This window comes from Roseibium aggregatum (assembly GCF_017309185.1).
Lineage (GTDB): Bacteria > Pseudomonadota > Alphaproteobacteria > Rhizobiales > Stappiaceae > Roseibium > Roseibium aggregatum_B.
In genome coordinates this window covers 1,579,874-1,591,735 of record NZ_JAEKJZ010000001.1, presented here as the reverse complement: position 1 = coordinate 1,591,735, position 11,862 = coordinate 1,579,874, and the positions used below count along the sequence as shown (strand labels likewise).

At 62.1% G+C, this 11,862-nt stretch carries 10 protein-coding genes; 6 read left to right on the top strand and 4 right to left on the bottom strand.

What is annotated here, in order from left to right; translation table 11 throughout:
* Positions 1 to 19: 19 nt before the first annotated feature.
* Complete coding sequence (locus JF539_RS06845) at positions 20 to 907, top strand: DMT family transporter (RefSeq protein ID WP_207139571.1); 888 nt, start codon at positions 20 to 22, stop codon at positions 905 to 907.
* A gap of 36 nt (positions 908 to 943) precedes the next feature.
* Here JF539_RS06845 and JF539_RS06840 read toward each other — a convergent pair whose 3' ends face one another.
* Positions 944 to 1,672, bottom strand: a complete 729-nt coding sequence (locus JF539_RS06840) for a DeoR/GlpR family DNA-binding transcription regulator (RefSeq protein ID WP_207139570.1) — start codon at positions 1,670 to 1,672, stop codon at positions 944 to 946.
* Between the two features lie 63 nt (positions 1,673 to 1,735).
* On the opposite strand from JF539_RS06840, the gene JF539_RS06835 reads away from it, so the two are divergent.
* From JF539_RS06835 to JF539_RS06815, 5 genes are all read left to right on the top strand, one after another.
* Entirely contained in the window at positions 1,736 to 2,371 is a 636-nt protein-coding gene (locus JF539_RS06835) for a TIGR00725 family protein (protein ID WP_207139569.1), read from the top strand.
* Between the two features lie 54 nt (positions 2,372 to 2,425).
* Positions 2,426 to 3,523, top strand: a complete 1,098-nt coding sequence (locus tag JF539_RS06830; protein ID WP_207139568.1) for an ABC transporter ATP-binding protein — start codon at positions 2,426 to 2,428, stop codon at positions 3,521 to 3,523.
* The gene (locus JF539_RS06825) at positions 3,520 to 4,422 is read left to right on the top strand and encodes a carbohydrate ABC transporter permease (protein ID WP_207139567.1); all 903 of its coding nucleotides are present in this window, start codon (positions 3,520 to 3,522) and stop codon (positions 4,420 to 4,422) included. The genes JF539_RS06830 and JF539_RS06825 overlap by 4 nt, the downstream gene beginning before the upstream one ends.
* Positions 4,419 to 5,249, top strand: a complete 831-nt coding sequence (locus JF539_RS06820) for a carbohydrate ABC transporter permease (protein WP_207139566.1) — start codon at positions 4,419 to 4,421, stop codon at positions 5,247 to 5,249. The genes JF539_RS06825 and JF539_RS06820 overlap by 4 nt, the downstream gene beginning before the upstream one ends.
* A 173-nt stretch (positions 5,250 to 5,422) precedes the next feature.
* Positions 5,423 to 6,673 carry an extracellular solute-binding protein gene (locus tag JF539_RS06815; protein WP_207139565.1) on the top strand — a complete coding sequence of 417 codons (1,251 nt, stop codon included), beginning with the start codon at positions 5,423 to 5,425 and terminating at the stop codon, positions 6,671 to 6,673.
* A 95-nt stretch (positions 6,674 to 6,768) separates the two neighbouring features.
* Here the strand turns inward: JF539_RS06815 and JF539_RS06810 are convergent, their stop codons facing one another.
* The 3 genes from JF539_RS06810 to JF539_RS06800 form a co-directional block, all read right to left on the bottom strand.
* Positions 6,769 to 7,269, bottom strand: coding sequence for an acetone carboxylase subunit gamma (locus tag JF539_RS06810; protein WP_207139564.1), 501 nt, complete (start codon positions 7,267 to 7,269; stop codon positions 6,769 to 6,771).
* Positions 7,270 to 7,332: 63 nt separating this feature from the next.
* Positions 7,333 to 9,642 carry a hydantoinase B/oxoprolinase family protein gene (locus JF539_RS06805; protein WP_207139563.1) on the bottom strand — a complete coding sequence of 770 codons (2,310 nt, stop codon included), beginning with the start codon at positions 9,640 to 9,642 and terminating at the stop codon, positions 7,333 to 7,335.
* Between the two features lie 22 nt (positions 9,643 to 9,664).
* Positions 9,665 to 11,818 carry a hydantoinase/oxoprolinase family protein gene (locus JF539_RS06800; RefSeq protein WP_328809208.1) on the bottom strand — a complete coding sequence of 718 codons (2,154 nt, stop codon included), beginning with the start codon at positions 11,816 to 11,818 and terminating at the stop codon, positions 9,665 to 9,667.
* Between the last annotated feature and the right edge of the window lie 44 nt (positions 11,819 to 11,862).

Here is an 11,862-nt window from a genome sequence, read left to right as displayed (position 1 = left end):
CCCTCTTTGGAAAGACCCCATGACATCCGACTTCACGGGCATATCGCTGCGCATCGGCGCGACCTTCTTCTTCACCGTCATGATCTTGATGATCAAATGGCTTGCGGAGGAAATGCCGGTTGGTCAGACCGTGTTCTTCCGCAGTGCCTTCGCGCTCATACCGCTGGTTCTGTTCCTGACCGTCACCCGGGAGTTTCCGGCGGGTCTGCGCACAAAAAGACCCGGCGCGCATGTCGCCCGCTGCCTGTTCGGCTGCGTTGCCATGTTCGCAAGCTTTGCCTCGCTCAGATACCTGCCGATCGCCCACGCCACGATTATCGGTTACATCGCCCCGATCCTGACGGTACTGCTGGCACGACTGATCCTGGGAGAACAGGTCTCCGGCGCGCGCTGGCTGGGCGTGGTCTTCGGGTTCGCCGGAATGCTGGTGCTGGTCCTGCCTGACCTGACCGGCTTCGAAGCGGACCGGTCCTATCTGATCGGCGTCGCCCTGGGCTTTACCATGGCCGTCTTCACCGCCGGTGCGAAAATCCAGATCCGGAGCCTGGCACAGACAGAAAACGCCGGAGCCATCGCCTTTTACTTCGCCCTGACCTGCGCCGTTGCCGGCCTCGCCACGGCGCCTTTCGGCTGGGCCACCCCGACCTCCTCGCAACTCGCCCTTCTGATCGGATCCGGGTTTGCCGGCGGCGCGGCGCATATCATGATGACGCTCAGCTACCAGTACAGCGAGGCCTCGAAACTGGCGACGTTCGAGTATCTGTCGCTCGCCTTCGCCGTGCTGTCCGACTTCCTCTTTTTCGGCATCGTTCCGGAAGCGAGCTTTTACGTCTCTGCATGCTTCATCGTGTGCGCAACCCTGATCGTGGCCTTCGGCGACAGGAAACCCAAGGCCCAGGCGGCGTGATAAAGGACGCCTGCCTACCTCCTTGCCGCCGTTTCTCTAATCTCCGGCGCCGGTCAAAATCCGCGCAAAGTCGTCCGTCATGGCCAGCGTGGACAGTGCGGTCCGGCCGAATTTGGAAGGTGTCGCCAGAAGCATGCTTTCGCGCGCTGCCGCCATGGCGGCCTTCTTGACGGCGATTTTCGACATGTCGAAATCCATCACGCGGCCGCGTTCATCGATTGCCGAACAGGCGATCAGGGCATAATCGAGCCGGAGACCGTTCAGCATCGCCACGATCTCCTCCCCCACAAGGGACCCGTCCTTGCCGGCCACCCGGCCGCCAAGCACGGTCACGTCGTGGCGTTTGGGGTCGAAGGACAGCGCCGTGCGGAGGCTGTTGGTGAAGACCTTGAGACCGCTGCGCGCGTTGAGCTGCCTCGCGGTGTATTCAATCGTCGTGCCGACATCGAGATAAAGGCTCGCTCCATCGGGGATGAGCGCGCCGGCCTCCCGCGCGACGGCGAGTTTGCCCTCGACCCCCAACCTCTCCTTCTGGCTGTGGTCCAGCCGAAGGGTTTCGGTGTCGCCAATCGCCCCGGCGCCACCGTGGAAACGCTGCAGGCGTCCGGCTTCAGCCAGCGCGATGATGTCCCGACGCACCGTCTGCGCCGAAACGCCGAATTCTTCCGCCAGCCGCTCAATGGTTACGAAACCCTGCTGCTCGGTCAGCGCGATGATCCGGGCCTGCCGGTCGGTGAAGGTCGATGTCGGGGCCAGATTGTTCATGATACTGTCAGATTTCGGTGCCAAGAATGTAAATTATCTTACACAAATTCGCGAAAGACGCAAATGGGCCAGTCAGAGTATTTTTTCCAGAACGGCAGCCTCTACAGTACAGGCGGACGGCTCAACCCGTGGACGTGGACCTGGGAACCAGGCCGCCCTCCGGTCAGCGCACCCCCCGTTCCCCCGCTCACCGCGCTTGAAAAGATCCAGGCCGCCGGAGGCGCCCGGCGGCTTCCCGTCGGCGTCATCGGTCCACGTGAGGCGACGCAGGACCAACTTTACGCCGCCGAGGCGGTCGGGGAGAGGCTCGGTCGTTTGGGTCTGACCATGATCTGTGGTGGAAAGACCGGCGTGATGCAAGCCGCGGCCAAGGGTTGCCACGAATCCGGCGGCCTGACCGTCGGCCTGGTTCCGGATCACGACTGGCGTCTGGCAAATCCCTTTATTGCGCTTCCGATCGCGACGGGACTGAGCGAGGCCCGCAACATGATCATCGCCAAGTCCTGCGAGGTACTCATCGCGGTCGGCGGCTCCTACGGCACCCTTTCGGAAATCGCCTATGGCCTGCACTTCTCCAAACCCGTGATCGGTTTGCTGGACGCGCCCCATGTCGACGGACTGGAACCGGCCGACAGCATCGACGACGCCATTGAAAAAATGGCCGGCCATCTGCTCGCCCGTATCGAACCGTCACAATAATTACATCAGCGGGCGATAAATGTAAGAATACTTACATCAACCGGTCTCTGCTTCATGAATTCCGAAACCGTATTGGAACTGCGGGAAGTCACGCGGCGTTTCGGCACCCAGACGGTGCTCGACGCGATCGATGTCGCGGTTCGCGAAGGCAGTTTCACCGCCCTCCTCGGCGCTTCGGGCTGCGGCAAGTCCACCACGCTCCGGATCATGGCGGGTCTGGACAGACCCACAAAGGGCAAGGTTCTCCTCAATGGAACGGATGTCGCCGATCGGACAGCCCATGAGCGCAATGTGGCCATGGTGTTCCAGTCCTACGCGCTTTATCCGCATCTGACGGTTTTCCAGAATATCGCCCTGCCGCTCACCATGCGGCACCTCGGCGCCTTCGGCCGTCTTCCCTTCGCCGGACGTCTGGCTCCGGGAACGACCGACGCGCGGGACCTCATCCGGCGGAAGGTCGCCGTGACGGCCGAAAGCCTTGGCCTTTCGGACCTCCTGCATCGGAAACCGAACAGCCTGTCAGGGGGCCAGAAACAGCGCGTTGCCCTGGGCCGGGCGCTGGTGCGCGATCCGGTCATGTTTCTGCTCGACGAGCCCTTGTCCAACCTGGACGCCCGGCTGCGCGTGAAGATGCGCGGCGAGCTCATCTCCCTGCACAAGCGCACGGGCCGTGCCTTCGTCTATGTCACCCACGATCAGGCCGAGGCCATGGCGATGGCCGACCAGATCATTGTCATGATCGCCGGCAAGGTGGCGCAGGCCGGCACGCCACGCGATCTCTACGACCGCCCGGCGAGCAGGGACGTTGCCGCGTTTGTCGGAACGAACGCGATCAACTTGATCGCTCCGGAAGACGGACCGTCCTTCTTTGAAGGAAACACCGGCGATGCCGTCATCGGCATTCGCCCGGAACATCTCAGTCCCGCCAATGACGGCGCGTTGGGAGCCCGTCTCGAAACCGCCGAGTTTCTCGGTTCCGAAACCATCCTGGGCCTGCGCACGGATCAAGGCAAGGAGATCGTGGCGATCGCGCCGGGTGACTACTCCGTTCCCGCACCGGGAAGCGAAATCCGTCTTGGTGTGGCCGCAGACCGGCTCCACTTCTTCGACCCGGCATCCGGAAAGCGGCTCGAACGGGAGCATGTGCGATGACGCGGTTTCCCCGTTCCGTTCGAGAAGGCCTGACCGATGCCTGGCTGGTGGGCCCGGCCACGCTCGCGTTGCTGACCTTTATCTTCCTGCCGGTGGTCATCGTCGCCGTGCTTTCGTTCACCGACTATCAGTTCGGCGCAAGGAGTTTCGGCTGGATCGGCCTCGAGAACTACGAAAAGCTGTTCGGCTCCACCCTTGGCCGGCGGGCCCTGAGCAACACGCTGCTTTACGTCGCCATCGTCATTCCCGCCTCCGTCGGTCTCGGCCTCGTGGTGGCAGCCGGTCTTCACCGCCTGGCGGACTGGGCGCCAGCGCTTTCGAACGTGCTGCGCGCGGTCTACTTTCTGCCCGTGGCCGCAACGCTGGTCGCCATGTCGGTCGCCTGGCAAATGATGCTGCATCCGACCCTTGGCGTCGTCAACCAGACGCTGGTTGCCCTTGGAGGCCAACCGCAAAACTGGCTGAGCGACCGGGGCATCGTGCTCTACACGCTGGCGGCGATCGGTATCTGGCAGACCGTCGGCTACAACATGGTGCTGTTTCTCGCCGGCCTCGCCGCGATCCCCGCCGACCTTTATGACGCGGCCGAAGTCGACGGCGCGGGAGGAAACTGGTCGCGTTTCTGGACCGTCACCTGGCCGATGCTCGGACCGACCACGCTGTTCGTTCTGGTGATCACGGCAACCAACGCCTTCCGGGTGTTCGAAACGGTGGCGACCCTGACCAAGGGGGGCCCGGCCTTTGCCTCCGACACCCTGGTCTACGCGCTTTACCGCGAGGGCTTCGTCTATTTCAAGGCCGGCTATGCCAGCGCCATCACCATGGTGTTCTTCGCGGTACTGCTCGCCCTCACCCTGATCCAGTTCCGGATCGTGGAACGAAGGGTGCATTACCGATGAGGCTCGGAACACTCCTCGGCAGATGCCTGTCGCTTGGGCTGCTCGTCCTTGGAGCGCTGGCTGTCCTGTTGCCGTTCCTCTGGATGATCTCGCTCGCTTTCAAGCCGCAGGACGAGATCTTCAGCGCCACGGTTCAGCTTCTCCCCTCCCGGATCGAGTGGGCCAACTTCGTCAAGGCACTGACGGAGACGGACGTGCCGCGTTACCTCTTCAACGGCGCGGTCGTCGTGCTCGGCATTCTGGTGTTCCAGATCCTGTTCGCCGTGCCCTGCGCCTACGCCCTCGCCCAGCGCCGTTTCAAGGGCCGCACGGTGATCTTCGCTCTGACGCTCGCCGCCCTGCTCGTCCCTTTTCACGTCACCGCCATCCCGATTTTCCTCGGCTTCGCGCAGGCCGGCATTCTGAACACCTATTGGGCTTTGATCCTGCCCTTCGTGCCGACCGCCTTCGGGATTTTCCTGTTCCGGCAGTTCCTGGCGCAGGTGCCGTCGGAACTGTTCGACGCCGCCCGGGTGGACGGTTTGAGCGAGACGGAAATCGTCTGGCGGATCGCCTTTCCGCTGGCACTACCCGCCGCCACCGCCTTCGCGATCTTCTCGATCACGGCTCACTGGAACGATCTGTTCTGGCCGCTGATCGCAACCACCGACCCAAATCTCGCGACGCCGCCGCGCGGGATCCTCTATTTCCGGGACGAGGAGTCCGGCGACGATGTCGGCCCGCTTATGGCCGCCGCCGCACTGATCACCGCGCCGCTGGTGATCGCCTTTCTTCTCGCCCAGCGCAAATTCACCCAGGGGCTCGCCACCGGAGGGCTCAAGGGATGACCGCCATAACGCATTCGAACGAGCGCGGAGACAACCGTGCCTGAGATCCGATCCAACCCGAGTTCCCGACGCTCGTTTGAGCGCCGGGAACTCTCAAACTTTAAGAACGATCAACTAATCCGCTTTCACGTGTCGCCACGTGAAAGCGGGTTGATCTTGGAGGTTTCAGAGAAATGAAATCGTTGTTTTACGCAGCCGCCTTTGCCTTCGCCGCGACCGCGGCCCAGGCGGAGCAGACCGAAATCCGCGTCCACTACGCCATTCCGACCATCTGGGCGGACACCCAGGACAAGCTGGCCGCCGCTTTCATGGAAAAGCACCCGGACGTCAAGGTCACCCTCGACGGCCCGGCAGAGACCTATGCCGACGGCGTCCAGCGCCTTCTGCGCGAGGCCGTTGCCGGAACCGCACCGGATGTCGCCTATGTCGGCCTGAACCGCTGGCGCATTCTGGAAGACCGGGGCCTGACGCAACCGCTCGACGCCTTCATCGGCGACAAGGCCGCCGAGATGGGCTTCACGCCGGCACTGCTTTCGCTGGGTTCCTTCGAAGGCAAGCAGCACGCACTCGGCACCTCCGCGTCGACCATGGTCATGTATGTCAATCCGGACCTCGTCGAGAAGGCCGGCGGGTCCATGGAGGACTTCCCGTCCGATTATGACGGCGTCATCGCCCTTGCCGCCGAGATCGACGCGCTCGGCGACACGATCGACGGTGTCTGGGTCGATCCTCACGACTGGCGTTTCCAGTCGCTTCTGGGCGCTCACGGCGGCCGTCCGATGACCGAGGACGAGAGCGACATCACCTTCGACAGTGAAGCCGGCATCGCGGCAGCAGGCCTCTACCAGCGGTTCGCCAAGGAAGCCGGCATGAAGCCCTATGGCTCCAATGAAGCCCGTCAGGCATTCCCGGCCGGCACGCTCGGCATCATGTTCGAAAGTTCCTCGTTGCAGAAACGTTTCGAGGAAGGCGCCGGCGAGACTTTCAAGGTCACCGTCAAGCCGACCCCGATCGTCGCTGAAGACATGGAAAAGGTCTACTTCCCGACCGGCGGCTCCGCCATCGTTCTCCTGAGCGACGACGAAGCCAAGAAGAAGGCCGCCTGGGAGTACATCTCCTTCGTAACCAGCCCGGAAGGCCAGAAGATCATCGTGGAGAACACCGGTTACGCCCCGGCCAACGCCAAGGTGATCGAGGACAAGGCCTATCTCGGCGCGTTCTACGAAGGAAACCCGAACGCGCTCGTCGCCCATACCCAGGTCGCCAATCATGCCGGTCCGTGGTTCGCCTATCCGGGTCCTGAAGGCGTCGCCGTCACCGACCAGATCGCAGCCGCCCTGGTCGAGATCAAGGACGGCGCCGAGCCGGCCTCGACGGTGAAGGACCTCGCCGAGACCCTGCGCGTCCAGCTCGGCATGAAGTAAGGGTTTCGTCCAATTGAAGAAAGACAGCCCCGCGCAAGCGGGGCTGTCCGGTGTTCGAGTACTGAAGAAAACCGCGTTCTTTCCGCCGGAAATTCTCAGGCCCTTTCAGGAACATCCATACCGAGCCATTCGGTGTAGAACGCGTCGATATCCGGTTCGAAATCGTGGATCACCGGATACCAGGGCGTCGGCGCCTCGACATCCAGAAGATCGCCCGACAGCGGGCAGAAATACTCGCGGATCACCTGCCAGTCGGTCGATGGGGCCATCAGGCGGGGGTACAGCTCCTCCATTTCCTCGGCGGTTTCCCGCACCCGGATCCGGGCGTGCAGCTTCCAGTTTTCCGTCCATTCGCAGAATTCGTGACCGGCATGGGATTTGACCACCCATTTCTTGTCGGTCTGCCGCTGGACGATATAGAGCTTCGGCCCCAGGGGAAGAATGATCCGGTCGTCCCAGGGGACCTCCTCCTGCAGAATTTCGAGATACTTCACGAAGCGGTCCGGGTCCTTGGGCGTGAACAGCATCGTGTGAAGGGTGTCGCGGTCGATCTTGCCGTCGACAAGGTCTTTGATCTTGGCTTTCGTGTAGGCCATTTTTGTCTCCTGATAGACTGGCAGGCACCGCCAACCGGCATCGATCGCGGTGCCCAATTTGACTCATTCCTCGACGAACTTGACGGTCTTGACGTCAGGCAGTTCGGAGAGATCCATCGAATACTCGCGGCCATAAGAGGGGATCGGCAGATCCGCCTCGTTGAGCTGCCAGTCGTCGGGGAGATCCCAGAACTCGCGGAAACCTTCGGCCCATTTCGGCCCCAGCTTGAAGCTGGAAGCGTACATCTGCTGTACCTGCAGGCCGGCGTCCTTTGCGAGAATGCGCTCGCGTTCCCTGGCCATCCAGTCCCTGGTCGGCTGAGACTTCGCAAGTCGCTCCTTGCGGATCCCGGCGCGACGCTGCGCGGTCCCGTCCAGGTCGGCCGTAAAGCAACCGTCTGCCTGCTTGTTGAGGACGACACCGTAGACAGAGGTGGCGAAACGCTCGAGCAGATAACCGCCGTTGACGTCCTCCGCCACGGCTCCCGGTTCCCGGTCCAGAGGATCGCCGAACCCCGGTCCGCCACGCATGTAGTTGAGGTAGAGATCGTGGTCCTTGAACATCTCCTCCGTCGTGATGGCCTGCTTGTCGCGCTTGATCCCTTCGGGGTTGACCATGGCGTCGAAGGTCGGGTTCTGCGGATCGGTGTCGCCGCCATGCGGGATCGGTCCACCATTCCTGATGGCCTCCTCAAGCCCCGTATCATGGGCCGCGAAACGATAGCCCGATGCCGCCGGATAGCCACCCATCAGCCCCCAGTCGGAGCTGATATGGCCATTGCCCATGAAAAACATGGTCCAATCCTTGGCATTCCAGACCATGCGCAGGGATTCAAAGCCGCAGCCGCCGCGGAATTTGCCCGCGCCGCCCGACGATGCCTTGATCTGGCGGCCGAGATAGACCAGCGGTTCCGCCAGTTCCCAGATCTCCATGTCGCCCATGTCGCCTTCCGGGTTCCAGATCGCGGCCGCATGGCTGATGCCGTCGGCGATGGCGCTTGCCCCGACGCCGTTGGCTGCGCATTCGAATGAGTTGACCGCATGGATCTCGTCATACTGGTTGAAGCCGCCGCCCTGCAGCCAATTCGAGGTATTGGCGTTGCCTGCGTTGACCTCTTCCAGATAGCCGCGCCCGAAATAGGACCGCGACAGTCCGCGCCACAACGCCGTCCACGAACTGACGAGGAAGTGCCAGCTGTAGGCAAAGGCCACGCGCCGGTCGTCAGGGTTCATCCACGTGCCTTTTGGCAGGCGGAATTCCGTGCCGTAGGCCGCGCCGTCGTTGATCATTTCTGTCGGGATCAGGGTCTGGGTCATCATCACCCAGATGCCCGAAGTGAAGCTGACGGCATGGGCATTGTAGGTGTGCCACCCCCACCTGGAAGATCCCTCGAAGTCCAGCCGCCATGTCCCGTCCGGACGAATGGTCATCTCCGACGGCGTGTGCATGATCGTGTCGACCTTGGCGAAATCGGACGGCACGCGGACATCCTCGTGGCTGTAGGGGACATCGACGAAGCCGACCTGGCGGTATTTACCCGGAATGGTCATCGCCTTGATGCGGTTCTGCAGCCCGATCCGGCCGTGCTCGACGGCTTCGTAGGCGAATTTCCAGTAGGCGTCGATGCCTTCTTCCGCGATCACCTCCTCGACCAGCTTGCGGATCATGTGGCAACCGGCCACCCTTGTACGCTCGTCGAGCATCCAGTAGCGGGTTGTCCGGACAGATCGCTGGGACTCATGCAGCCAGTCGCGGAAAAGCTCGTCGTTTTCTCCCACCTTGCGGCATGTGACGGAATAGCCGTCGCCGAAGCGCTGGACCTGACCGGTGGTCATCGAACCCGGCCCGACCGCGCCGGTGTCGATCACGTGGGTCACGCCCCCGACCCAGCCGATCAGCTCGCCTTCGTGGAAGATCGGCACGATCGTGTGAATGTCGCACGGGTGCACGTTTCCGATCAGCGAGTCGTTGTTGCAGAAGATATCCTTGTCCTTGATGCCGGGATTTCCCTCCCAGTCATTCTCGATCATGTATTTGATCGCCGCCCCCATGGTGCCCACGTGGATGATGATCCCCGTCGAGGTCAGGATGGAGTCGCCGGCCGCGTTGTAGAGGGTGAAGCAGAGTTCGCCCTCCTGCTCGACGATGGGCGAAGCCGCGATCTTCTTGGCGGTTTCCCTTGCGTCCACGACACCGGCCCTGAGGCGCGAGAACAACTTGTTATAGAGGATCGGGCTTTCCTCGTGCAGGCTCCTCCTTGTCAGACCCGCATAGTGGCCGGTCAGTCTTGTCTTATCGAGGACCTCGTCGCGGTGCTGTTTGAGCGTCTGGCCGCCACGGACGATTCCTTTGATTTCCGCATGAACATTCATGATGTTTCTCCTCCCTTGTCCGTTAAATTTCCCTCAGATGGAACAGCCGGTGGCCGTCAAGCCAGGTTTCGAACCCGCCCGGCACGACGAAGGTCGTGGCATCGGACTCGATGATGGCTGGGCCTGCGACCCGGTTGCCGGGAAGAAGGCTTTCCATCTGATAGAGCTGGGCATCGACCCATTTTCCCTTTCGGTAGAATTTCCGGGTGCCGAGTTTCGCCGTCTCGGGCGGGGTCGGGCTGCCTTCCTCTTCCTTGGGGATTTTCGGTTTCGGGATCGGCACGGTGCCACGCATGATCGCGCCGGTGACCGAATAGCCCAGTTCCGGCGAACGCGCGGCAGCCGCATAGACACGTCCGTAGGTCTGGTTGAAGGCCTCAACGAGCTGGTCCCAGTCCCCGGCGGTCTTCGCCACCTTGATCGGGCTCTCGATCTCCAGATCGTTAAGCTGGCCGCGATACTGCATCCGGTAGCCCGGTTGCAGCACGACCTGATCGCGCGCGTAACCGTTCAGCTCGAATTCCTCCAGCACGCGCTCTGCAAGTTCGTGCCAGGCCGCGTTGAGGATGTTCGCCTCGATTTCCTTGGCGTCGTCCGACGCATCCTCGGAAATGTTGACGTCAAGAGACTTGTCGTAGCGATACTCGAAATCCGCCGCGGCACAGCCGAAGGCACTGAAACCTGCCGCCCAGGCCGGCACGATGACATCCTCGAAGCCGAGCCCTTCGGTGTAGCCATAGGTGTGGACCGGACCTGCGCCGCCATAACTGAAGCAGGTGAAGGAGGACGGGCTGTATCCCTTGGAGGAGATCATCGAGCGCAAATAATCGCGCAGATCGCTATCGAGCAATTCGATCACCCCGGCCGCGGCTTCCTCGACCGTGAGGCCCAGCGGATCGGCGATCTGCTCCTTCATCGCGTCATAGGCGCGTTGCCGGTCGAGCTTCACCTGGCCGCCCAGAAAGTTATCCGGATTCAGATAGCCCAGGATGACGTGACAATCCGAAATGGTCACCGTTTCGATGCCACTCTCTGCCCAGCAAACCCCCACGCGGTAACCCGCAGAGTCCGGGCCGAGCTTGATGGCCTTGGTATAGGGATCGAGCCGAATGAAGGACCCTGCACCCGCGCCGACCGAATCCAGCCCGACCAGTGGCAGGGACAGCACCAGGCGTGCCATGTCCGGATCGTTCTGAATGGTCAGTTCGCCCTGGGTGATAAGGGCGACGTCGAAGGAAGTTCCACCGATATCGGAACAGGCGATGTTCTTGTAGCCCAGAACCTCGCCGAGATACTTTGCTCCGATCACACCGCCGATGGGGCCGGACACGATGGTGCGCGCCAGTTCCTTGGCCTTCCACGAGATGGTTCCTCCGTGGGTCGCCATTACCCGGAAATCGAACTTGGAGCCATTTTCCTTGAAGGCTGTCGAGATCTTTTTCAGTGTCTGGCGCGACGGTTCGGCGGCGAAGGCCTCAAGCACGGTCGTGTTGGTACGATGGGTTTCCTTGCGCACCGGGTAATAGTCGGTCGAGGCGAAAACCGGGATCTTCTTGCCCGCCTTTTCGATTTCCTCGATCACGATGTCGCGGACCCGGCGTTCGTGCCCGGGATTCTTGTAACTGTGCAGGAGAGAGATCACGATCCCTTCGACGTTCTTCCCGATCAACTCCCGCGCCGCCACACGCGCGGTCTCTTCGCGCAGCGGGATAACCACATCGCCGAACATGTCGACCCGTTCCATCACGCCGCGGGTCAGCTGACGTGGAACCAGCGGATCGTCGTAGTAATGGGTGTTGAGATGGATCCGGTCCTCATAGGCAAAACCCAGATAGGCCTGGATCGCGCGGCCCATTCGATGGAAATCCTCCATTCCCGCATTGACGATGAGCCCGGTCCTGAGCCCCTTGCGCTGAACCACCCGGTTCAGCATCGCCGTGCCCGAATAGACCCCGGTCTGGATCGACGACAGCGCGTCCTCCAGCTTCAGGCCCCAGTGTTCCAGGCCCTCACGGCTCGATTCGATCAATCCGAGCGCTTCGTTCACCGGCGTCGACTGCGCCTTGCCGACCACGAATTCCCCATCGGCGTCGACGAAGAATGTGTCGGTCATGGTTCCGCCGGCGTCGATGCCCAGCACCTGCACCGAGCGGCTGTTTTCCTTGTCCAATTGCACGAAAAGCTCCTCCCGTTTTCGCCGCCACTCCCGGAACTGGGAGT

Bases quoted from the DNA above. Each gene is read 5' to 3' on its own strand.
- JF539_RS06810 (WP_207139564.1), bottom strand. From the start codon at position 7,269: ATGGCCTACACGAAAGCCAAGATCAAAGACCTTGTCGACGGCAAGATC.
- JF539_RS06820 (WP_207139566.1), top strand. From the start codon at position 4,419: ATGAGGCTCGGAACACTCCTCGGCAGATGCCTGTCGCTTGGGCTGCTC.
- JF539_RS06825 (WP_207139567.1), top strand. From the start codon at position 3,520: ATGACGCGGTTTCCCCGTTCCGTTCGAGAAGGCCTGACCGATGCCTGG.
- JF539_RS06815 (WP_207139565.1), top strand. From the start codon at position 5,423: ATGAAATCGTTGTTTTACGCAGCCGCCTTTGCCTTCGCCGCGACCGCG.
- JF539_RS06835 (WP_207139569.1), top strand. From the start codon at position 1,736: ATGGGCCAGTCAGAGTATTTTTTCCAGAACGGCAGCCTCTACAGTACA.
- JF539_RS06845 (WP_207139571.1), top strand. From the start codon at position 20: ATGACATCCGACTTCACGGGCATATCGCTGCGCATCGGCGCGACCTTC.
- JF539_RS06840 (WP_207139570.1), bottom strand. From the start codon at position 1,672: ATGAACAATCTGGCCCCGACATCGACCTTCACCGACCGGCAGGCCCGG.
- JF539_RS06830 (WP_207139568.1), top strand. From the start codon at position 2,426: ATGAATTCCGAAACCGTATTGGAACTGCGGGAAGTCACGCGGCGTTTC.
- JF539_RS06805 (WP_207139563.1), bottom strand. From the start codon at position 9,642: ATGAATGTTCATGCGGAAATCAAAGGAATCGTCCGTGGCGGCCAGACG.